At 42.6% G+C, this 23,540-nt stretch carries 19 protein-coding genes; 14 read left to right on the top strand and 5 right to left on the bottom strand.

The window, feature by feature from the left end; genetic code table 11:
- The first annotated feature begins 137 nt into the window (after positions 1 to 137).
- Together MuYL_RS00320 and MuYL_RS00315 are read left to right on the top strand one after the other, a co-directional pair.
- Complete coding sequence (locus MuYL_RS00320) at positions 138 to 1,520, top strand: L,D-transpeptidase scaffold domain-containing protein (protein ID WP_094568626.1); 1,383 nt, start codon at positions 138 to 140, stop codon at positions 1,518 to 1,520.
- A gap of 33 nt (positions 1,521 to 1,553) precedes the next feature.
- Positions 1,554 to 2,555, top strand: coding sequence for a zinc-dependent alcohol dehydrogenase family protein (locus tag MuYL_RS00315; RefSeq protein ID WP_211710209.1), 1,002 nt, complete (start codon positions 1,554 to 1,556; stop codon positions 2,553 to 2,555).
- 24 nt (positions 2,556 to 2,579) lie between these two features.
- Here MuYL_RS00315 and MuYL_RS00310 read toward each other — a convergent pair whose 3' ends face one another.
- Positions 2,580 to 2,810, bottom strand: a complete 231-nt coding sequence (locus MuYL_RS00310; RefSeq protein ID WP_094568625.1) for a hypothetical protein — start codon at positions 2,808 to 2,810, stop codon at positions 2,580 to 2,582.
- Positions 2,811 to 3,073: 263 nt separating this feature from the next.
- On the opposite strand from MuYL_RS00310, the gene MuYL_RS00305 reads away from it, so the two are divergent.
- The gene (locus MuYL_RS00305; RefSeq protein ID WP_170309708.1) at positions 3,074 to 3,934 is read left to right on the top strand and encodes a universal stress protein; all 861 of its coding nucleotides are present in this window, start codon (positions 3,074 to 3,076) and stop codon (positions 3,932 to 3,934) included.
- A gap of 79 nt (positions 3,935 to 4,013) precedes the next feature.
- Here MuYL_RS00305 and MuYL_RS00300 read toward each other — a convergent pair whose 3' ends face one another.
- Positions 4,014 to 6,404 (bottom strand): phosphoketolase family protein, encoded by a 2,391-nt coding sequence (locus MuYL_RS00300; protein WP_094568623.1) that lies wholly within the window; start codon positions 6,402 to 6,404, stop codon positions 4,014 to 4,016.
- Positions 6,405 to 6,688: 284 nt separating this feature from the next.
- Entirely contained in the window at positions 6,689 to 8,467 is a 1,779-nt protein-coding gene (locus MuYL_RS00295) for a hypothetical protein (RefSeq protein ID WP_094568622.1), read from the bottom strand.
- A gap of 162 nt (positions 8,468 to 8,629) precedes the next feature.
- Here MuYL_RS00295 and MuYL_RS00290 point away from each other — a divergent pair, with 162 nt between their 5' ends.
- From MuYL_RS00290 to MuYL_RS00250, 9 genes are all read left to right on the top strand, one after another.
- On the top strand, positions 8,630 to 11,023 hold the full coding sequence (locus MuYL_RS00290) for a heavy metal translocating P-type ATPase (protein ID WP_094568621.1): 2,394 nt from the start codon (positions 8,630 to 8,632) through the stop codon (positions 11,021 to 11,023).
- A complete protein-coding gene (gene ccoS / locus MuYL_RS00285) occupies positions 11,020 to 11,181 on the top strand; it encodes a cbb3-type cytochrome oxidase assembly protein CcoS (protein ID WP_094568620.1) in 162 nt (53 codons plus the stop codon). The genes MuYL_RS00290 and ccoS overlap by 4 nt, the downstream gene beginning before the upstream one ends.
- Before the next feature lie 85 nt (positions 11,182 to 11,266).
- On the top strand, positions 11,267 to 13,399 hold the full coding sequence (ccoN, locus tag MuYL_RS00280) for a cytochrome-c oxidase, cbb3-type subunit I (protein ID WP_094568619.1): 2,133 nt from the start codon (positions 11,267 to 11,269) through the stop codon (positions 13,397 to 13,399).
- A gap of 8 nt (positions 13,400 to 13,407) precedes the next feature.
- Positions 13,408 to 13,599: a hypothetical protein gene (locus MuYL_RS00275; protein WP_094568618.1), complete on the top strand. Its 192-nt coding sequence runs from the start codon at positions 13,408 to 13,410 to the stop codon at positions 13,597 to 13,599.
- Complete coding sequence (locus MuYL_RS00270; protein ID WP_245845718.1) at positions 13,596 to 14,531, top strand: cbb3-type cytochrome c oxidase N-terminal domain-containing protein; 936 nt, start codon at positions 13,596 to 13,598, stop codon at positions 14,529 to 14,531. The genes MuYL_RS00275 and MuYL_RS00270 overlap by 4 nt, the downstream gene beginning before the upstream one ends.
- An 11-nt stretch (positions 14,532 to 14,542) precedes the next feature.
- Positions 14,543 to 15,916 (top strand): cytochrome c oxidase accessory protein CcoG, encoded by a 1,374-nt coding sequence (gene ccoG, locus MuYL_RS00265; protein WP_094568617.1) that lies wholly within the window; start codon positions 14,543 to 14,545, stop codon positions 15,914 to 15,916.
- A 3-nt stretch (positions 15,917 to 15,919) separates the two neighbouring features.
- A complete protein-coding gene (locus MuYL_RS00260; protein WP_094568616.1) occupies positions 15,920 to 16,342 on the top strand; it encodes a FixH family protein in 423 nt (140 codons plus the stop codon).
- Positions 16,339 to 17,028 (top strand): sulfite exporter TauE/SafE family protein, encoded by a 690-nt coding sequence (locus tag MuYL_RS00255; protein WP_094568615.1) that lies wholly within the window; start codon positions 16,339 to 16,341, stop codon positions 17,026 to 17,028. Before MuYL_RS00260 ends, MuYL_RS00255 begins: the two co-directional genes overlap by 4 nt.
- Before the next feature lie 105 nt (positions 17,029 to 17,133).
- Positions 17,134 to 17,478 (top strand): hypothetical protein, encoded by a 345-nt coding sequence (locus MuYL_RS00250; protein WP_094568614.1) that lies wholly within the window; start codon positions 17,134 to 17,136, stop codon positions 17,476 to 17,478.
- A gap of 92 nt (positions 17,479 to 17,570) precedes the next feature.
- On the opposite strand, the gene hemN is transcribed toward MuYL_RS00250, so the two are convergent.
- Both hemN and MuYL_RS00240 read right to left on the bottom strand, forming a co-directional pair.
- Positions 17,571 to 18,947, bottom strand: coding sequence for an oxygen-independent coproporphyrinogen III oxidase (gene hemN / locus MuYL_RS00245; RefSeq protein ID WP_094568613.1), 1,377 nt, complete (start codon positions 18,945 to 18,947; stop codon positions 17,571 to 17,573).
- Positions 18,948 to 18,954: 7 nt separating this feature from the next.
- Entirely contained in the window at positions 18,955 to 19,977 is a 1,023-nt protein-coding gene (locus tag MuYL_RS00240; RefSeq protein WP_094568612.1) for a 2-hydroxyacid dehydrogenase, read from the bottom strand.
- 212 nt (positions 19,978 to 20,189) lie between these two features.
- Here MuYL_RS00240 and adhP point away from each other — a divergent pair, with 212 nt between their 5' ends.
- Both adhP and pta read left to right on the top strand, forming a co-directional pair.
- Positions 20,190 to 21,224 (top strand): alcohol dehydrogenase AdhP, encoded by a 1,035-nt coding sequence (adhP, locus tag MuYL_RS00235; RefSeq protein WP_094568611.1) that lies wholly within the window; start codon positions 20,190 to 20,192, stop codon positions 21,222 to 21,224.
- Between the two features lie 188 nt (positions 21,225 to 21,412).
- Positions 21,413 to 23,539 carry a phosphate acetyltransferase gene (gene pta, locus MuYL_RS00230; protein ID WP_094568610.1) on the top strand — a complete coding sequence of 709 codons (2,127 nt, stop codon included), beginning with the start codon at positions 21,413 to 21,415 and terminating at the stop codon, positions 23,537 to 23,539.
- Position 23,540: the final 1 nt, after the last annotated feature.

Raw genomic sequence — 23,540 nt, 5'->3', positions numbered from 1 at the left:
TAAAAGCGCCCTAATTTATAAGCGCTTTTTTTGCTTGAAAGTATTGGTAAACCTGTTTAGCATCAAATCACCAAGTGACGTGCATCATTATTTCAGGAGGCTTAAAGTTTGAACTTTACATAATTAATTAATGAATTATGAAAACCACAGCCAAAGTCGTTCATCCTTTAAAAGCAGGCAAAAAAGCACTTGTATTTTCAGGGGTTGTTTTGCTGCTTTTATTCCCTGGAATTTCATTGGTAAGGGCTGCGGCACTTACCGGGCGTATTGGTGAGGACACTTCTGTAACGGCCAATATTAAGGTTATGCTTAATAACAACAAATTAAAGCCCTCCCTTTATTTCCCCGGTTCAGTAAAAAGGTTTTATAACCAAAGAGATTTTTCACCTAACTGGGTAAACCCGAAAGAAAACACCAAACAAACCTGGGAGGCGATGTTGCTGCTTGATTGCGTATTGCAGTATGGCCTTGCCCATGAAGATTATCACCCCCGGGAAATCTTGTATGATAAGCTGCATACTATTCTTGAAAATCCGGAAAAAGTGAGTAACAGCGAAAAGGCCCGGTATGATATTTTACTTACCGATGCTTTGATCACTTTTATGAACCACCTTCATTTTGGAAAGCTTAATCCTGAATTTACGCCTGCAAGAATCGACCAAAAACAAATTGGCTTTAACGCCGACGTTTCCCTTGCGAATGCTATGCACCAAAAGGATTTTATGAGTGCTTTTTTAGACGCGCAACCGCGGTCAAAGGAATATAACGACCTGCAGCGGCACATGCACTTGCTGGAAGGAATTTACCAGGGCGATTGTTACGAAATACCCGAGGCCGATATCAGGAAAATTGCCATAAATATGGAAAGGCTTCGCTGGATGGAAGTTGAAGGCGATACCTACCTGCATATTAATATTCCATCATACACATTAAAGCTGCACCAGCCTGATACTACTTATGAGTTTAAAATTATTGCCGGGAAACCGGGAACGCCTACTCCAATTTTAAAGAGTTATATAGGCGATTTTACTACTGCGTCTAAAGGGCTGGTGCGCAGGATTTTGGTAAATAAATTACCTAAAACAATAAATGAAAATGTATACCAGGGCAGTAATGCTGTTAATTATTATGGTAGAAAAAAAAATGATGCAGGAAGTATATTTTTCTGGTTCCCTAACAAATTAAACGTTACGCTGCAGGGCTCATCAGATAAACGGTTGTTTAAAAAACAGCAAAGGGCATTTACAGATGGCGGTATTAAAGTAGAGAATGCTGAAAAGCTAGCCAGTCTTTTGTTAAAGCAGGACGATGCTGCCAATAAAGTTAAAGAACTACACAATGCTGTAAGCGCAGCCATGGTAAAGAACTTTATGTTAAATAAAGCGGTGCCAATAAAAATAACTTATGTAACCGGCGAAATGAAAGACGGTATTTTGATAAGCTATCCGGATGTTTATAACCTGGACATGAAACTTGAAATGGCGCTTTACAATACCCATTTGCCGCTTAGCATGAAATAGCGGAATTTTTATACCTGTATTTATTAGATTTAGATGGAACTTCCGAAATTAATGGCCGCCATGGTGCTCAAAAAAAAAGGCGGCCCCCTTGTTTATGAACAGGTGGCAATGCCATCCCCTTCAAGTGAACAGGTGCTTATAAGAGTAATAGCTTGCGGCATTTGCCGTACAGACCTGCATATAATTGACGGCGAACTGGATAAGCCTAAGCTGCCGCTTGTGCCCGGCCATGAGATAGTAGGAAGGGTTGCAGGTATGGGCAAAAACGTTACCGGGTTTAAAATAAATGACATTGTTGGCGTACCCTGGGTGGGGTACACCTGTGGTTATTGCAAATTTTGTAAGCTTGGCAAAGAAAACCTGTGTGATAATGCTTTGTTCACCGGCTACACCATTGACGGTGGCTTTGCGGAATATACAGTAGCCAATGGCCGGTTTTGCTTTTTGCTTGACGCCGGGAAACCCGAAACTGCACCGCTGCTTTGCGCGGGTTTAATCGGTTTCCGGTCATACCGGATGATAAGCAACGCTGCAAAAAATATTGGGATCTATGGCTTTGGTGCTTCGGCGCATATAATTACCCAAATAGCAAAGGCACAGGGTAAAAATATTTACGCTTTTACCCGCCCGGGTGATGTTCAGGCACAGTTGTTTGCAAAAAAAATGGGCGCGTGCTGGGTAGGCGGAAGCGATGAAATACCCCCGTTAAAGCTTGATGCTGCAATTATTTTTGCAGCAGTTGGAGCTTTGATCCCAAAAGCTTTAAATGATGTTGATAAGGGCGGCGAAGTAATTTGCGGCGGCATCCATATGAGTGAAATACCTGCGTTTTCTTATGATATTTTGTGGGAGGAGAGGGTGGTCAAATCGGTGGCTAATTTAACCCGCGCCGACGGTGTGGACTTTTTTAACTTACTGAAGGAGATTTCCGTTCATACCCAAACGAAAATATTTTCTTTGCAACAGGCAAACCAGGCGATTCTGAAATTACGCAAAGGTGAAATAAGCGGTGCCGCAGTTTTAGTAATGGATTAAGAGCTACAGTGATTGTAGGTTGCATCAATTCTCCACCTCAAATTCTTCCTGGTGCGAGAAATCCCGCCCTTCATACTCCCAACTCAACTCCAGCTTCCATTTACCACATTGACAATCATTCACAGGGATTTCAATAGTATTATCTTCTTTACTGTTTATTGCTAATGTGCGGCAGTTGTTTGTTTTAGGTGTAAGCTGCAGCAGCCTGGCTCTGCCACTTACCGGGTGGCTAAAGTTGAACTTTATGCTATTCATAACCCATCTGTTTAATTAATTCTCTATTAATTGGCTCGCATTAACTGCTGTGTAAATTTAAGTAATTATTGAGAAATAAAAATGACTTTCATCAATTTTTGGTTAAAAATACCAGAATTAAATTAACTCAATGCTAATCGCTTTCGTTGCTTTAAAAATGGTGTGAAAATCATCTCATAAACTGACAATAGTCATTATTTGAATCAACAAGAACTATCAACTTTATATAAAATGAAAATTAATTACCATTAAAAAAAATGATCATGAAAACTTTACTTATAGCAACAGATTTTTCGGATAACGCCAAACACGCTGCTGAGTATGGATATGGAATAGCGACCCAGCTAAGGGCTAATTTGCTGCTGTTAAATGCGTTTATGGTGCCGGCCGAGATGCCCGAGGGCGGGTTGGTTACCTGGCCGCTGTATGATTATGATGACCTCGTGAAAAATGCGGCCGACGGATTAGCCGAATTAGAAACAGAGCTCAGGAAAGGAGGGCAGTCACAAATATTCAAACCCGCTGTTAAGTGTATGAGTGAGGTAGGTGAAGCCAGTACGGTTATTAATGACATAGTTGATAAAGAAAAGGTACGGCTTACCATTATGGGTACCCATGGAACCAGCGGGATAAGCCAGTTTATTCTCGGAAACCATTCAAAAAGGATGATAAATGCTACAACAGGCCCTTTATTGCTGGTTCCGTCACCTGCGCCGCTTACACCGGTAAAAAAAGTTGCGTTTGCCACTGATTTTACCCATCCGGATAAGGATCTTAAAATCATTTACGAACTGATTGACCTGATTAAACCGCTAAACGCGGAATTACTGATTACTCACGTTCAGGATAAAAAGGATGAAGGAATCCAATTTAAAAAATGGCTGGATAATTTTTTAGGAGACATCTCCAACAAAGCCGATTATCCAAATATCTATTATAGGTCCATAAAAAGTGAAAAGGCCGACAAAGGGCTTAATTGGCTATGTAAGCACGGCCAGGTAGATATTTTGGCAATGGTACACCGAAAGCACGGTTTTCTTGCTCAGCTTTTAACAGGCAGCCATACGCAAAAGCTGGCTAACCAAATTGATATCCCACTATTGATTTTGCCGGAAAAGGAGTAGTTAAGCTACCTGACTGAACCAAAAATTACTCAAAGAAAGCCCTTCCGAATAAAGGAAGGCTTTTCTTTGAATCCTCATTTTAGCTCCACGTCCAGTTTCGTATCTCCGGCATATCCTCACCATTTATACAGATATATTCTTTGTGTTCAATTAATTTATCCTCTAGGGCTTGCTTCAGATAGGTTCCCTTAGTGCCGGTTTGCGGTAAGCGATCAATGGCATCCATTACCAAATGGAATCGATCCATGTCATTAAGCACCGTCATATCAAAGGCTGTAGTTATGGTGCCTTCTTCTTTATAACCGCGTACATGAATATTGTTGTTGTTAGTGCGGTTATAAGTTAAGCGGTGGATGAGCCATGGGTAGCCATGAAATGCAAATATAATAGGCTTGTTTTTCGTAAACAACGCATCAAAGTCGCTGTCGCTTAAGCCATGCGGATGTTCAGACTGGCGTTCCAGTTTCAAAAGGTCAACCACGTTAACCACCCGTATTTTAAGTTCGGGAAGGTGTTCTCTCAATATTTTTACTGCGGCCAGCGTTTCTAAGGTAGGCACATCACCGCTACAGGCCATCACCAGATCTGGCTCAACATCCTGATCATTACTGGCCCAGTCCCATATTCCTATTCCGCGGCTGCAATGGTCAATTGCCTCGTCCATGTTCAGCCATTGGGGCGATGGATGTTTGCCGGCAACAATGACATTTACATAATGGCGGCTACGCAGGCAGTGGTCCATTATTGATAAAAGGCAGTTTGCATCGGGTGCAAGATAAACGCGTACTATTTCGGCTTTTTTATTAATTACGTGGTCAATAAAGCCAGGATCCTGGTGGGTAAATCCATTGTGGTCCTGTCGCCAAACGGTTGATGTGAGCAGGAGGTTTAATGACGATATTTTCCTTCTCCAGGGAATCTCGTTAGTCATTTTTAACCATTTGGCATGTTGGTTAAACATGGAGTCGATGATATGAATAAAAGCCTCGTAGCAGTTAAAAACGCCGTGCCTGCCGCTCAATAAGTAGCCTTCCAGCCAACCTTCGCACTGGTGCTCGCTGAGCATTTCCATCACCCTGCCGGCGGGAGCGAGAAATTCATCGTTTTGTTGGGTTGCTGCATTCCATTGTCTGTTGGTCACCTCAAACACTTCCTCAAGCCGGTTTGAAACGGTTTCATCGGGTCCGAAGATCCTGAAATTGTCAGGGTTAAGGCTGATAACATCGCGCAGGAATCGTCCTGTAACATGTACATCCCCTTCACCTTCCACCCCATGCGACTGAACATTAACCGCATAGTTTCTGAATTCCGGCATGCGCAGGTCTCGCAATAACAAACCTCCGTTTGTAACGGGGTTGGCACCCATACGGCTGTTGCCTTTCGGAGCCAGTTCGACCAGTTCGGGGATTAAACAACCGTTTTTATCAAAAAGTTCTTCCGGCTTATAACTCTTCATCCAATCTTCCAACTGTTGTAAGTGTTCTTTTGGTGCCGAGGCCGAAACCGATAAAGGAATTTGGTGCGATCTGAAAGTGCCTTCTATTTGCTTGCCATCTACAATTTTTGGTCCTGTCCATCCTTTTGGCGACCTTAAAATTATCATTGGCCAATGCGGGCGAGGGCCATCAGGGTTTTGGCCGGCATCGTATTTGATTTGTTTAATTCTGTCAACAGCATAATCAAGCGCTGCTGCCATTCTTTGATGCATGTAGTCAGGGTCTGATCCTTCTACAAATATTGGGTTATACCCGTACCCTCTGAATAACTGCTCCAATTCTTCATGTGGTATCCTTGCTAAAACGGTTGGATTGGAGATTTTATACCCGTTAAGATGTAAAATAGGCAAAACGGTGCCGTCTGTTAACGGGTTTATAAATTTATTGGAGTGCCAGGCTGTAGCCAATGGCCCGGTTTCGGCTTCACCGTCTCCAACTATGCAGGCGGCTATCAGTGCCGGGTTATCCAGCACCGCGCCAAATGCGTGGCTTAAAGAATACCCAAGTTCACCGCCTTCATGCATTGATCCGGGCGTTTGCGGGGAAGCATGGCTTGATATGCCGCCGGGGTAGGAAAACTGCGTAAAGAGCTTTTTAAGCCCCTCTTCATCCCGTGTAATCGCAGGATATACTTCACTGTAAGTCCCTTCTAAATAGGTGCCCGCAACAACAGCTGGTCCGCCGTGCCCTGGCCCTGAAATATAGATCATGTCCAGGCTATACTGCTTAATTATCCGGTTAAGATGGGTATAGATAAAATTCTGCCCCGGCGTTGTTCCCCAGTGACCAAGCAGCATGTTTTTCACGTGCTGCAATTTAAGCGGTTCTTTAAGTAACGGATTGTCGCGCAAATAAAGCTGCCCAACTGACAAATAATTTGCCGCACGCCAATAAGCATCCAGTTTACCCAGTAGTTCTGTTGAAAGAGGTGTTCCCTCACTCAGCGCAACTTCAACACAATTGTTAGTTTCCATATCCCTTAATATTTACGTGTCAAATTTTTTAAAAAACAGCAAAGCGTAATGTCTATCACAAAAGTGAGTTTTATAAACTGCCGGGTGAATGACAGCAGTCAGTACCAAAAGTGTGTTTGGTCACATTTATGATAAAATTTTAACAGACGGAGGTTTAGGATTTGTAAAGTAGGTTTAAATGAGGGGTTTCATCAGTACAAAGGTAATTGGCTCATAAAACAAGAACACCCGGCACTATCATTTGTTTCGGGTATTCTTGCGCTATGCGTTATCATTATATTAAATTATATGTTGATGAAACTCAACTTTGTTTCTGCAGTTGACAAATCTTCCAATATGTTCATCAGTTTTTGTTTTTGATCCGTTAGCTGCGGAAACAACTCTTTATAATAGGCAATACCATGCTCTAACTCGTTTTTGAATTTTACAAGGTATTTTTGTTTTTTATCATTCAGATTTTTAACATGTACCGAAAGTTCTTTTTGCAAATAATCTATGTAAAGGTTCAGCTCATTAACAAATAAGTTGGGCCGCTTTACATTCTGTAAAAGGTCAACAGAGCCATAAATGTGTTTTACCATTTCATCAAGGCTATATGTTCTTGAAAAATAGGAAAGATTTGGGCCGGGGCATATTGCAACTGCTTTGTTTTCCTTTGGTTTGGTAATGCCATATTTTAAATATGCCGAAGAACACAAGCCTTCGCACAGACAAACTTTTTCAGTAACCGCCTCCATCTTTTGTTCAAACTCTTCGGGCGAAAGATCTAGGCTTTTCAACTGTTTAATTTTTAAATTCTGGTATTCTCTTGAAGCTGTGCAGATGGGCTGTTCAGTAAATTCGGTATTTGATACCAGATATTTTTTTGTACAGGGGCTGCCGGGCCTGTTTTTATTAATCCTGTCCTGGCGTTGCTTTTCACTGCTGCTGCCCTTAAAGCTGTTGAACAAAATTCCCAGCGGCGATGAGTTACTTAAATAAAAGTCATCATCCCCTGCCCGTTCCAATTGTTTCAGTGTATCGGCATCAACATTAGTTGCTTCCGGAACCAGCAGGAACGGGCTGCCCCAGCCGGTTACATCCAACTGGTAATGGTTTAACAAAAAGTTATTTTCGTCGGCAGTGCCAATTCCGCCTTGTACGCTCAAATGCTGAGGAATTGTTGCTGTAAAGCTTGTTCCTTTTACTGCAAGCGCTGCCTGGTATGTGCTGTAAAGCTCAACGTACATTTCTTTGCGTTTTTGCTTAAACTCTTCCAATACGGGCCCCAGCAAATAACCATCGGTCGCAAATGCATGGCCTCCGCAATTTAAACCGGACTCCACCCTGAATTCGGACACCCATAATCCTTTTTTAGCTAAAAATTTAGCCTGTATAAATCCTGAACGAAAATCACTCACTTTCAGGATGATCTTCTTTTTCATTTCCCCTATTTCATTCGGGACAAAATCGGGGAAAGCTTCTAAATAACTATATAGTCTTGGGTTCATCCCTGCAGATAAAATTACTGACGAACTGAGATTGCTTAAGGCAAACCCTCGCAGAGCAGCAAGGGCATCTGTGTTTTCTTCCCCGGTAAATTCGTTACCGGCGTCATAATTCATTTTATCAAGCTTAGCCATTATATTTACATCAATGGATCCCTTCTTCAATTGCTTTCTTAAAATATCCTGGAATATGGTTTTACGCTCACTATCTTCAAACTCCTTCATTAATTCATAACCCTGTTTCTGTACAGATGAATCAGGAAGCAGGTCGAAATACCGGCACAAATCACTTCCTTCGGCGAAGGATTGCTTCGTTAATGCCTCAAATTGCCGGGTAACCAGTTTGTCAAGCAAATTTAAATAAGCGGTAATCCGCCTTTCACGTGCATTGGGCGCTAGTTTGGCAATCTCAACGTATTCTTCATTGTTTTTTTCTGAATGGTATTTGCGCATGCGTTCAATAAGGTCATCATCCACAATAGAAACAACTGATGAAATGCCATATCTGGCAACCTTTAATGGCGTATCAATCGAATAACCCAATCCTAATACCGGAATATGAAATTTATGGCTCATAGTAATTTTTTAAAATTAATAGCAGGCACTGTATGCCAGTTCAATTTTTCAAAACTATAGATATGGAACGTAGTGAAATCTGACGAAAGTCACTTTTTTATAAATTATAGATCATTGTTTGCGAGGAACAGATGGGGGACTTTTGGCTCATCAATATAATTTATGATAACTCAAACCCTGAACATTGAAAAAACTACGTGTTACCATTGTGGCGATGATTGCCTTTCGGCAGACTTTATAGTTGAAGATAAGCATTTTTGCTGCCATGGCTGTAAAAGCGTTTACCAGATTTTAGCTGAAAACAGGCTATGCAGCTATTATAATTACAATAATCATCCCGGCGCTACCCAGGCGCGAACAGATAAGCGTTTTGATTATTTAAATGACCCGACAATAGTAAGCGAGTTAATTGACTACGCCGACCAGCGGGTAACTATTGCAACATTTTATATTCCACATATTCATTGCAGCTCATGCCTCTGGCTGCTCGAGCAGCTGAATAAGATAAATCCCGCCGTACATTATTGCCGGGTTGATTTTTTAAAAAAGCAGTTAAATATCCGCTTTGAACATGATAAATTAAGCCTGCGGCAGCTGGTGGAACTTTTACATGATATTGGCTACGAGCCGATGATAAACCTGCAGGATGTTATCAAAAAGCAAAATTCAGCCACCAAAGACAACCTGGTTTCAAAGATAGCTGTTGCCGGGTTTTGCTTTGGAAATGTAATGCTGTTGAGCTTTCCTGAATATTTAGGTATCTCGGCCTTTGAACAATCGTTCAGGTTCTTTTTTGGATTGGTGAATATCCTGATCTGTATTCCGGTAGTTTTTTATAGCGGCAGGGGTTATTTTATTTCGGCCTGGCAAAATCTTAGGAACAAGGTTTTGAATATTGATTTTCCGCTGGCACTGGGCATAGGTGTTTTATTTGCCCGTACAGTAATAGAAATATTAACAAAAACAGGGGCAGGCTTTGCCGATACGCTCTGCGGGCTGGTGTTCTTTTTGCTGGTAGGAAAGTTTGTTCAGAAAAAAACCTATTACCATATTTCTTTCGAAAGGGATTACCGTTCATTTTTCCCTGTTGCGGTGCATGTTATAGAAAACGAAATTGAAAAACCTGTACCCTTGTCGCAATTACACACACATCACCGGATAATAATACGGCACAACGAGATTATTCCCGCGGACGCTATATTATTAAAGGGGGAAGCGCTGATTGACTTTAGCTTTGTTACCGGCGAGGCGTTGCCTGTAAATAAAACCTTAGGCGAGATTATTTACGCAGGCGGCAGGCAAACCGGCGAGGCTATTGAACTTGAGGTAGTTAAAGCGGTGTCGCAAAGCTACCTTACACAGCTATGGAATAATGAAGCTTTTACCCGGCAGCAGGACAATAAGATGCAAACCTTTAATGAAAAGGTAAGCAAGTACTTTACGGTTGTTTTATTGGTTATTGCTTTCTCTTCATTTTTTTTCTGGCTACCAGGCGACTTTAAAAGAGGACTTGCCGCATTTACAGCTGTGCTGATAGTTGCCTGTCCATGTGCGCTGGCTTTAAGTACGCCATTTACCATGTCGGCGGCGCTTAGCATTTTCGACAGGAACTTATTTTATCTTAAAAACACCGCAGTAGTTGAACACCTGGCCCGGATTGATACCATCGTTTTTGATAAAACCGGCACTATAACCGCCGGTAATAACCAGGATATTAGGACCGCGGCTGTACTAAACGATGAGCAAAAACAATTGATCTATAGCGCCTGCATCAACTCCATTCACCCTTTAAGCAGAATGATCTACCGGTCACTCGGCGGTGCACAGCGGCTACACGTAGCGCAATATTCAGAAATTGCAGGTAAAGGAATATCAGCTACTATTAATGGAAACCAAATTAAGCTGGGCAGCGCGGGCCTGGTGCTTGGCGAGCCGGAAAAAGCAATCCATTCTACCAATGTGCACATCATGATCAATGAAATGTACCTCGGTTATTTTGCTTTTTCGCATCATTACCGCGAAGGGCTGGAAAATATTGCCTGCCTTGACCAGTCTTATAACCTGCAACTGCTTTCGGGCGATAACGACCACGAACGCTTTGAACTGCTTCCCTTTTTTAAGGGTCAGCAAAAAATGCATTTCAGCCAGTCGCCGCAGCAAAAGCTCGACTTCATCCAATCGCTGCAATCAGGCAAACACAAGGTAATGATGATAGGAGACGGGCTGAACGATTCGGGAGCGCTAAAGCAAAGCGACGTGGGTATAGCTATTACCGATGATGTAAACAACTTTTCACCCGGAAGCGATGCCATCCTTGACGGAAGATCATTTGAAAAGCTGCCTGCGTTTTTACGATTTGCAAAAGATACAGTTAAGGTAATTCACATTTCGTTTTTAATCTCCCTTACTTATAACCTTATTGGGTTAAGCTATGCCGTAACCGGAAAGCTATCGCCTCTTACAGCGGCTATATTGATGCCCTTAAGTACAGTAACCATTATTTCATTTACCAGTATAGCCACACACCTGGCGGCTAAAAAAAGAAAGTTATTATGAGCATAATTTATTTCCTTATCGGCTGTAGCCTGCTATTGGCAACCTGTTTTTTGGGTGCCTTTTTTTGGGCGCAACGCACCGGGCAGAATGACGACCTGCACACCCCGGCTATGCGGATTCTGCTTGACGACGATGAAGTAGTTCCGCCTGAAAAGTGATAACCATCATTTTTTTGACCGATGTTCATCATTCTGTAACCTAAAAACTCAATATAGTTTTACAACCACAAAAAAAGAACAATTTATGCAGCCCGAAAATTTTTACTATGACAACAAGATCGTCCGCAACTTTGGTATAGCAACCATCGTGTGGGGGATCATCGGCATGACTGTGGGCCTTATTGTAGCCATCCAATTATATCACCCGGCTATGAATATGGGTAACCAGTATACAACTTTTGGCCGAATCAGGCCACTGCACACCAATGCGGTAATTTTTGCATTTGTGGGCAACGCCATTTTTATGGGAGTTTATTATTCATTGCAACGCCTGCTTAAAGCGCGTATGTTTAGTGATGTGCTCAGCAAAATCCATTTTTGGGGTTGGCAGCTGATCATCATTTCGGCGGTAATTACTTTACCGCTCGGATTAACAACCTCGCATGAATATGCTGAACTTGAGTGGCCCATTGATATTGCAATTACGCTTATTTGGGTAGTGTTTGGTGTAAACATGTTCGGCACCATATTTAAACGCCGCGAAAGGCATTTATACGTGGCCATTTGGTTTTACATTGCAACGTTTGTTACCATAGCAGTATTGCATATAGTTAATTCAATAGAGCTGCCTGTATCAATGTTTAAAAGCTACATGGTTTTTGCCGGTGTGCAGGATGCGTTGGTGCAATGGTGGTACGGGCATAATGCGGTGGCATTTTTTCTTACTACGCCTTATTTGGGAATGATGTATTATTTCCTTCCTAAAATGGCTAACCGGCCCATCTATTCATATAAGCTAAGTATCCTTCACTTTTGGGCGCTGATATTTATTTATATCTGGGCCGGCCCTCACCATTTATTATATACAACATTACCAGGCTGGGCGCAATCATTAGGCGTGGCATTTTCAATTATGCTTATTGCACCAAGCTGGGGCGGTATGATAAACGGGCTATTAACGCTCAGGGGTGCCTGGGATAAGGTAAGGGACGATGTTATCCTTAAATTTATGGTGGTAGGCTTAACCGCTTACGGTATGGCCACATTTGAGGGGCCCATGTTGTCCTTAAAGCAAATTAACGGTTTTGCGCATTTTTCTGACTGGATCATCGCTCACGTACATGTTGGCGCGCTGGGCTGGAACGGATTTTTAACTTTTGCTATACTATACTGGCTCATCCCCCGCATTTACAAAACCGAGTTATATAGCAAAAAACTGGCATCATTCCATTTTTGGATAGGTACACTGGGTATATTATTTTACGCAATACCTATGTATTGGGCAGGCTTTACACAGGGCCTGATGCTTAAAGAATTTACCCCCGAAGGGTTGTTAAAATACCCTAACTTTTTGGAAACGGTATTAAGGATATTACCAATGCATATTATGCGTTCAGTGGGTGGTGGTATGTACCTGCTTGGCGTAATAGTTATGGCCTACAATATCGCCCGCACCATGTTGCAGGGAAGTTTGGTGGCTAATGAAGCAGCACAGGCTATGCCGCTTGAGCCGCTGCCAAAAATTGTAACAGAATCAACCTGGCACAGGGTATTGGAGCGCAGGCCAATCCAGTTTATGATCATCTCATTGCTGGTAATACTGGTTGGAACCTTTGTTGAACTAATGCCAACATTAACCATCTCGTCAAATATTCCAACTATTGCCAGTGTGAAACCTTACACGCCATTGGAATTACAAGGGCGGGACCTTTATATAAGGGAAGGTTGTGTTAACTGCCATTCGCAAACGGTTAGGCCATTCCGCTCAGAAACTGAACGATATGGTGAATACAGCAAAGCCGGTGAGTTTGTGTATGATCATCCATTTTTATGGGGATCAAAACGTACCGGGCCTGATCTGGCACGTGAAGGTGGGAAGTACGGCAACTCCTGGCACTATAATCACCTCATGGACCCGCGGTTAATGTCGCCGGGAAGTATTATGCCAAATTACGACTGGCTGCTTACGCAAACGCTTGATACGTCATTAACGGCTGCTAAAATAAACGCTATGCGTTCACTTGGGGTTCCTTACCCCGCCGGTTATGATAAAATTGCCAACCGCGACCTTGACCTGCAGGCAAAAGCTATAGCAGCAAACCTTGCCAAGGACAATATCAAGGTGAAAAGCAACAAGGAGATTGTAGCTATAATTGCTTACCTGCAACGCCTTGGAACCGATATTAAAGCAAATAAAACAGCAAATAACAATAACTAATACCCGCCATGTTTAAGCAGTTTACAGAAAATTTAACAGGGAACCAGATGTATCTGATCTTCTCGCTCGGGATTTTTCTCGTGTTTTTTATAGTAGTAACCATTCTTTTAATCAGGTTAAGGAAACAGCATGTTGACTACATGAGCGACCTGCCCCTTGACGACAGTACATTAAATAAACCTCAAACTTTAAAGGCATGAAATATTTACGCATCACATTGTTCCTGGCTTTCACAGTTGTTTGCCAGGGTGCCTTTGCAGCAGATACAGTAGATGATCACAGTATGCTAACACCCGGCCAGGAAAATGCAATTGGCTATGGCGTAGTTGTGGGTGCACTGCTTATGTTTATTATAGTAATGCTGGTTTTATTAAGGACTTTTAAAGTGCTTACCCGTATTATAATGAAATACGAGGGGTACACCGATCAGCAAATAACAGCAGAATTTAAACCTGCCAAAATAGAGAAGAAAGCAAAAGAGAAGGGAGCGGTTTGGAATAAACTACTTTCACTGAGGCCGTTATCTGAAGAAAAAGACCTGTTGATTGAGCATGATTATGACGGCATTCAGGAACTGGATAATCCTATCCCAGCATGGTTTATGTATCTTTTTTATGCAACTATAGCTTTTTCAGTTAGCTACCTGCTGATTTACCATGTTTTTGGTGTTGGCCAGCTACAGTACGATGAATATAAAACAGAAGTAGCGCAGGCGGAAACCGCGAAGAAGATCTATTTAAGCAAGCAGGCTAACCAGGTTGACGAAAATACGGTTAAGCTGGTAACAGATCCTGCAGTAATCGGATCGGGCCAAACTGTTTTTAAAACTACCTGTGCACCTTGCCATGGCGATAAGGCCCAGGGAAACGTAGGCCCTAACCTTACCGATGATTACTGGTTGCATGGCGGAAAGATCACCGACATATTTAAAACCATTAAATATGGTGTGCTTGCAAAAGGAATGCCTACCTGGGAAAAGCAGTTGTCTCCAAAACAGATCTCGGATGTGGCCAACTATATAAAATCATTGCACGGAACCAACCCGCCGGGAGCTAAAGCACCACAGGGCGACAAAGAAAAGGACGATGATCACGCTGAAAAAAAAGGCCTGATAAGCGCTGTAGTTAAATAATTTAAAGCATAATGGACGAAGTATTAAAGGGGGCGGAGAGCAATAAGCGCAGGTGGATTTATCCATTAATACGTAAGGGGCAATATTATAAATGGAGGAGCTATATCAGCTATGTGTACTTGATTTTATTTTTTGCCGGCCCGTTTATCCGCATAAACGGGCAGCCGATGCTGCTGCTAAACGTTATTGACCGACAGTTTGTATTAATGGGCCAGGTATTTTGGCCGCAGGATATTTTCCTGTTCGTGCTGGCTACATTGGTTTTTGTAGTTTGTGTAGTGGTGTTTACCATAGCTTTTGGGCGGATATTTTGCGGCTGGATCTGTCCGCAAACCATCTTTATGGAAATGGTTTTCCGCAAAGTAGAGGCGTGGATTGAAGGGGATGCCAATAAGCAAAAAAAGTTAAATGCCGCGGAGTGGAACCGGGAAAAGATTACAAAAAAAACAAGCAAGCACCTGGTGTTCCTGCTGATCTCTTTTTTAATTGCTAATACTTTTTTAGCGTATATAATTGGAAGCGATGCTTTAATAAAAATTATAATTGAGCCGGTAAAAGCGCATTGGGTAGGTTTTATAAGTATCTGGGTATTTACGATTGTGTTCTACTTGATCTACAGTCAGGTGCGTGAGCTGGTTTGTACCGTTATTTGCCCCTATGGCCGTTTGCAGGGTGTAATGCTTGATGAGCATACCCTGGTTGTTGCCTATAACGATGTACGAGGAGAACCAAGGGCCAAATTGTCACGAAACGAAGACCCTTTTAAAGTTAAGGGCGATTGCATTGATTGCGGATTATGTGTTTCCGTTTGCCCCACCGGTATTGATATCCGCAAGGGCACGCAGATGGAATGCATTAACTGTACCGCTTGTATTGACGTTTGCGACGAGGTGATGGATAAGATCCATAAACCGCATAATCTAATCGGTTTTTTCTCTGAAAACATGATCAGGAATAACGAAAAACCCCGGTTTACTGTCCGCATGATGGCTTACAGTGCAGTTATTTTGGTGTTAATGAGCGTACTGAGCTATTTTATTTTTACGCAAAGCGATATGGATATTACGATTATGCGAAGCGCGGGAATGCTTTACCAGCAACAACCTAACAAAAATATCAGTAACATTTATAACGCCGAGATTATTAATAAAACCAATAAAACACAGACAATAACATTAAAGCCTGAAGATGCATCAATTAAGATTAAATACATCCAGGCACCGGGCCCTATTGAAAAGGGAGGGTCTTCAAAAATTGTGTTCTTTATAATTATCCCTGAATCCGGAATACACCAGGCCAAAACTGATGTACGGTTACAACTGGTAGCCGGTAATAAAATTATTAAAATCGTTAGCACCGCTTTTGTTGGACCTATAAATGATTAAGCTATGAACTGGGGAAAAGGAATTATTGCGGGCATGATATTATTTATGCTGTTTATTTTAACAATGTGTGTTTACATGTTTATGGCCCCCGTGGATGATTACGACCACGAGTATTATGAAAAGGGTTTAACATTTAACCAATATTATAATAAAGAAAAACAGGTAATAAAAGATAATGCCCGGCCGGTTGTATCGGTTTCGGGAGGTAATATCCGGGTCGTATTTACCCGGCCGGCAAAGGGTTCATTAAAATTACAGCGTCCATCAGACAATCAGCTTGATAAAGTTTATCAGCTTAGCACCGGTGCTGCCAACGAGTTTGAAGTTCCCGTTGAGGGGATTACAAAAGGGCAGTGGATCTTGATTTTTAACTGGACCAGCAACAATAAAGAGTACCTGTACCAACAGGAAATGTTTATAAAATGAGCAGTAACAGCATCGCATTTTTTATAGGGTTATTTGGTAGCGTGCATTGTATTGGCATGTGCGGCCCGCTGGCTTTCGCTGTTCCATCGTTTCATAGCCGTTGGTTGCTAGTGGTGGCCGATAAGATTATTTATAACCTGGGGCGTATTGTAAGTTATTCATTATTAGGCTTGCTTTTTGGTTTTATTGGCAGGCAACTGTGGATGTTTGGCCTGCAGCAGGGTATAAGTCTTGCCAGTGGAATGCTTATTATTCTCGCCGGTTTATCAAGGCTCTACAAGGTTCGCCTGAAAGATAAGAACATCCTTTCTATCTTTTTATTACCCATTAACAGGTTGTTAAGTTATGCTTTGAAACACAAGGCAGGGCATTTCATAGTGGGTGTATTAAACGGCTTTTTACCATGCGGCTTTGTTTACCTGGCGCTTGTTGGCGCTATTAACACCACCACCCCGCTGGCCGCTACGCAATTTATGTTTTGGTTTGGGATGGGCACATTCCCGTTAATGCTGCTGGCAACGGTAAGCTCAGGTTTTGTTGGTCCGGTGGTACGCCGACGTATAAACAGAACTATGCCCTACCTTATGGTTTGCCTGGGCTTTTGGTTTATCCTTCGCGGGCTAAACTTAAATATTCCTTACCTCAGTCCGCAGAAACAAACTTCGGGAGTAAGCGTGTGTCATTAAGCAGATTGTAACATTAAAAAATGCCTTAAATCACATTTCTGTGTGTGCAAAATCATGGTTTAAAAAGCCTTTATCAGGCAAATTTGTATCATAAACATATCAATCATGGATACAATAAAAATACAGTCTTCAACACAATGGGCAAATGAGGGAGCCGCCCGCAAGTCAACGCTTTGGAATAAATTTAATGCTTTTGCGGACGGACAAAAGCAAAACAAAACGCTGTGGTTCTTCGTGGCATTGATAGGTCAAGGCGTATTGTTTTTGCCTTTACCCGCATTGCTTATGTATTATTTTAATGCGCCTATCATAGTGCTGGTTATTACACTGTCGCTGTATTTTGCAAATATAATTGCGGGCATGGGTGGTTCGGGCATTCGCACAATGATGTTGTTATTAAGCGTAAGTGTCCTTGTGCATGTTATAATGCTGCTTGCGTTTATTATATAATTTTTATGGTGGTTTTTGGTTAGCTGCCGGTGATGAAAATCAACCGGCAGCTTTTTTTTGCAGCACGTTCTTGCATTAAAAAACGCTATTAATTAAACAGCCATGCTGAATAACTGGGTGGTGGGCTTATCAGCCCATAGCCTTGCGTCAAGGGCCATACATATATTACGCAGAAAGTTTTTACCGAGCGGGGTAACTTTCAGGTTCCGTGCGTTAAGTTCAATTAATCCGTCATCAACCAAAGGCGCTAATCGTTCAAAGGCATCCGTTAATGAGATGGATTGTTCCAGATGCTGGTTCCAAACCGTTTCGCCTTTGCACATTATATTTAAAATATGCTTGCGGATGATGAGGTCCTCATGTGTTAAAATATGGCCTTTAACAACAGGCAGCTCGCCCTCATTAACCAGGCGCAGGTAATCTTCAACCACTTTTACATTCTGTGCAAAGGCATACCATGAATCGCTGATGGATGATACCCCCAGGCCAATTAACAGCTGGGTGTGCTGATGGGTGTAACCCATGAAATTGCGGTGCAGGTTGCCTGATTTTTCAGCTTTTAGAAGATCATCTCCGGGCAGTGCAAAATGGTCCATCCCCACTTCAATGTATCCATAGCCCTTAAGCAGGTCGCGGCCAATTTCATATAACTTATTTTTATCATGTACGTTGGGTAAATGCTCCTCTGTAAATCGCCTTTGGCCAGGCTTAATCCAGGGCACATGCGCATAGCTGTAAAAGGCGATGCGATCCGGGCTTAGTTCCGATACCAGGTGCATTGTGTCGGCAAGTCCCTCCATAGTTTGTAAGGGGAGACCATAGATCAGGTCGAAGTTGATAGAGGTATAACCAATGCCGCGGGCAACCTGTGTTATGGTCTGTACCTGCTCAAACGTTTGATGGCGGTTGATAATAAACTGTACCCGCGGATCAAAATCCTGGATGCCGAGGCTAAGGCGCTTAAAGCCAAGATTGTACAAGGTTTGCAGATGATCAACCGTTGTATTGTCCGGATGCGCCTCAAAGCTGAATTCTGCCTGTGGATGCACTACGGATTCTTTCAGAATTCCGTCAATAAGCAAATGCAGGTTAACGGCGCTAAAAAAAGTAGGTGTGCCGCCGCCCAAATGGATCTCCCGGATTACAGGAGGTTCGTCCATCAATTGCAGGTACATTTTCCATTCTTTTAAAACGGCATTAATATAAGGTTCTTCAACCCGATGATTTTTTGTGATCCTTGTGTTGCAGCCACAGTAGGTGCAAAGGCTTTCGCAAAACGGCAAATGAATATAAAGGCTTATTCCGTCAGTTGCATTGCTTTCATCAAATGAAAATTTGACAGCCTTTTGCCATTGCCCGGCATCAAAATTTGCGTTGTCCCAATAAGGAACAGTGGGATAGCTTGTGTATCTCGGCGCTGCTACGTTATATTTTTGTGCAAGGGTGGTGTAGTTTTCTTCTGAGAACATAAATTCTTTATAATATATCTGATTTGATTTTTACTCTGCAGGCAGCTGCGCAAACACACGCATCGCCTACGCATTTGTTGTTTTGCCACTGATCCAGGTTTCGTATGGTCTGGTTAGCTATTTCCTGCAGCGCCTCTTTTGTTAAATAGGCTTGGTGGGGGGTAACAATTACATTTTCATAAGTCATCAGTTTTTCAAGCAGGGGGTCCTTCACTTTATCATTTTCATGGTCTTCGAAAAACAACCCCTTTTCGTGCTCATATACATCAATTCCGAGGTAGCCCACCTGCCCGCTTTCCAATCCAGCTAATATGTCCTCTGTTTTTATCAAAGCCCCCCTGGAAGTATTTATAAGCATTACGCCCGGTTTCATTTTGGCAATCGTATCCTTGTTAATTATATATTTGGTTGCTGGATTTAGCGGCAGGTGAAGCGATATGATATCAGCCTGTTCGTATAATGTTTCCAGCTCTACCGGTTGCACATACGGACTGTTTTCCGGGAAAGCGGAATCATAGCCAATTACATTACAGCCCATGCCGTGAAATATTTGTGCTGCGGCAAGGCCTGTATTTCCTAAACCGATCAATCCGACGGTTTTGCCCGAAAAGTTAAAGCCGATCAACTCGTCGTTTCTAAAGTTGAAATTACGGCTGTTTTGCCCTGCTTTAAGCATGTGCCTGTTAAGCGCAAAAGCAAGGGCAACGGTTTGCTCCGCGATAGCCTGCGGCGAATATGCCGGTACGTTTGAAAGTTTTATATGATGTTTTGCTGCCGCAACTTTATCAATATGATCGGTGCCTGCTGACCGGGTAGCAATAAATTTGATCCCGAGGTCGGCCAAACGATCAATTACCTTTGCAGATACATCATCGTTTGTGAAAACTATAATGGCATCCTTCCCCTCCGCATACATAGTTGTTTCCAGGCTCAGGGAATTGGATATTAACGTAATATCATGCTTCTTTTGATTGGCCTTTGCCAGGAATTCTTTTTCAAATGGTTTAACACTGTAAGCAACCGCTTTCATATTATAGTATTTTATAATGTACAAAACTATCGGCATAAGGCTATCCAAACTATGAGATTAATCAATAAGATAAGTGACCTTAATCAGTAATTGAATCGGCGACAATAATGACCAAGGTCATTTTTTTCAGCACCTCTAATCATTCCCCCGGCGGTGCCGAACTACGACTTTTGAATGTTGGGTAAACAATCCAGCATTTCAAACTTTTTTATATGCTACCAAAAAAAATGAAAGCGGCTGTTGTCAGGGAGTTTGGCAAACCACTGCAAATTGAAGAAATGCCGGTGCGAGAACCCGGCAAAAATGAAATATTGGTAAAAGTAATTGCCAGCGGCGTTTGCCATACTGATTTACACGCGGTTGATGGCGACTGGCCGGTTAAACCCAAAATGCCGCTGATACCGGGGCACGAGGCGATAGGCTATGTTGTTGCCCTGGGCCCTGATGTTAAAGATGTAAAAGAGGGCGATATTGTTGGTGTGCCCTGGTTATACAGCGCCTGTGGCGGTTGCGAATTTTGTATTACCGGCTGGGAAACCTTATGCAAAAGCCAGCAAAACGGCGGCTATAGCGTAGATGGCGGTTATGCAGAATATGTTGTGGCCGATGCCCGCTATGTTGCCCATTTGCCGCCCGGTATTGACTTTACAGCCATAGCGCCCATCATTTGCGCAGGTGTAACCGTTTATAAAGGATTAAAAGAAACTGAAGCGAAACCCGGAGAATGGGTTGCCATTTCGGGGATAGGTGGCCTGGGGCACCTGGCAGTTCAATACGCTAAAGCAATGGGCTTGCACGTAGCAGCCATTGATGTGGATGACGATAAATTAAACCTTGCGAAAAGCCTTGGAGCTGAGTTAACAGTAAACGCCAAAACGCAGGATCCGGGCGAATTTTTACAAAAGGAAACAGGGGGAATGCACGGTGTGCTGGTAACTGCTGTTTCGCCTATAGCGTTTAAGCAGGGGATTTCGGCATTAAGGCGAAAAGGTACAATAGCGCTGAACGGATTGCCGCCCGGTAGCTTTGACCTGCCCATATTTGAAACCGTACTTAACAGGTACACTATAAGAGGATCAATTGTGGGTACAAGAAAAGACTTGCAGGAAGCCGTTGAATTTGCTGTAGAAGGTAAAGTAAAAGCTACGATACATACTGCAAAATTAGAGGACATAAATACGGTACTTGATAACCTTAAAAAAGGAAAAGTAGAGGGCCGGATGGTGTTGGAAATAGCCAAACCGTAATTAGTTAGTCAAATCCTAAGTATTATCATCATAAATATCCGGTAAGGTTGTATTGCACAAAAATGTATCACAATTTTTCCGGGTATTTTTTTAACTATGCTTTGCCCCGGTATAATTTAAAATAGGCCTTTGCATACTAAAACATAGTTAAGCTTTTTACCTTTGCACTATGTATCCAGCGTTAAAATATGTCTAAAACTATTTTTGTAACCTCAGCCGAGCCGCACAGCGGGAAATCACTTGTTGCACTGGGCCTTGTGCACATGTTATTGGGTAAGGCACAAAAAATTGGTTTTTTTAAACCTATAGTAAATACAAACCCGGAAGAAAAAAAGGATGTACATATCCAGGCGATACTTGAACACTTTGGCCTGCCTATAAAGTTTGATGACGCATTTGCCTTTACCCGGCAGGATGCCATGCATTACATAGAAAACGGCAACCAGGGCGAAATGATAGATACCATAATAGCCAAATTCAAAAAAATTGAAGAGAATTATGATTTCACTGTTGTTGAAGGCAGTGATTTTTTGGGCGACGGGACGGCCTTTGAATTTGAATCGAATGCGCTGATTGCAAAAAACCTGGGCAGCCCCGCCATATTGGTGGTTTCGGGCGAGAATAAAACTACGGCACAGGTAATCCATTCTGCCCTTAATTTTCTCCGCAATTTTAAAGACCGGGAGATACAGGTATTGGGTATTATTGCCAACATCATCCAACCCGAACAGGCAGAAGACGTAAAGCAATTGTTGGCAGATCAATTACCGGCTGATATTTTACTGGCTGTTATCCCGGCTGATAAGGGGCTTCAAAACCCTACAGTTAAAGATATATATGAAAGCCTTGATGCAAAGCTGCTTTTTGGTAAAGAGCATCTGTCAAACCAGGTGGACAATTTTGTTACCGGGGCTATGCAGCTGCCTAATTTTTTAAGTTACATAAAAGATAATGTGCTGATTGTGACCCCTGGCGACCGGGGCGATATAATCATAGGTTCGCTACAAGCCAATCTTTCATCCAGCTATCCAAAAGTGGCAGGCATTGTGCTTACGGCAGGCTCACAGCCAGAAGAACCAATCGTTCGCTTAATTGAAGGATTGCAAAATATTGTTCCTATCCTTTCTGTCCAGGAGGGAACTTTTCAGGCTATTACAGCTATTGCTGCAATTAAGGCGCGCATAACGCCCGGCAACACAAAAAAGATACAGTTGGCTATTGATACATTTAATAAGTATGTGGATGTGCTGGCTTTAGAGAAAAGCATAGTTACTTACCAGTCGGCCGCTATTACGCCGCGCATGTTCCAATACCAGCTGAGCAAATGGGCACAACGGCAGATCAAAAACATCGTGCTGCCCGAAGGTAATGATGACAGGGTTTTAAAGGCCGCCGCGCGGTTGGTAGCACAGCAAATTGTACATATTATTTTACTGGGCAACCCGGTTGAAATTGCCGCATCAATGAAACGCCTGGGTTTAAACCTTGATTCAGGCAATGTACAGATCATTGATCCTGCCAATTCAGCCTATTACGATACGTATGTAGAAACCTTATATGAGTTGCGAAAGGATAAAAATGTGAATATGGAAATGGCCCGCGATTTAATGACCGATGTTTCCTATTTTGGCACCATGATGGTATTTAAAGGGCACGCCGACGGTATGGTTTCGGGAGCAAACCACACTACGCAACACACTATAAGGCCTGCTTTGCAATTTATAAAAACCAGGCCCGGCATTTCTACTGTTTCATCGGTGTTTTTTATGTGCCTGGAAGACAGGGTTTCTGTTTTTGGCGATTGTGCCGTTAACCCCAACCCTACTGCCGAACAATTAGCCGAAATTGCTATTTCTTCGGCCGATACCAGCAAACGCTTCGGGATTGAGCCAAGGATAGCAATGCTCTCTTATTCGTCAGGAACGTCAGGCACGGGAGAGGATGTTGAAAAAGTGCGTCAGGCAACAAAGCTGGTAAAAGAAAAACGCCCAGACCTTAAAGTTGAAGGTCCCATACAATATGATGCTGCAGTTGACCCGGGAATAGGGCAGCAAAAAATGCCGGGCTCTGACGTGGCAGGTCAGGCCAGTGTGCTCATATTTCCAGATCTCAACACAGGCAACAATACCTACAAAGCTGTTCAGCGTGAAACCGGGGCATTGGCAATAGGCCCTATTTTGCAGGGCCTTAATAAGCCTGTTAACGATCTTAGCCGGGGTTGTACAGTTGATGATATATTTAATACCGTTATCATAACCGCTATACAAAGCCAGGAAGAGTATCAAACCAATGCTAAAGTAAAATCAGTATCATAAC

The sequence above is a fragment of the Mucilaginibacter xinganensis genome, assembly GCF_002257585.1.
GTDB lineage: Bacteria > Bacteroidota > Bacteroidia > Sphingobacteriales > Sphingobacteriaceae > Mucilaginibacter > Mucilaginibacter xinganensis.
This window is presented reverse-complemented; position numbering and strand designations above follow the sequence as displayed.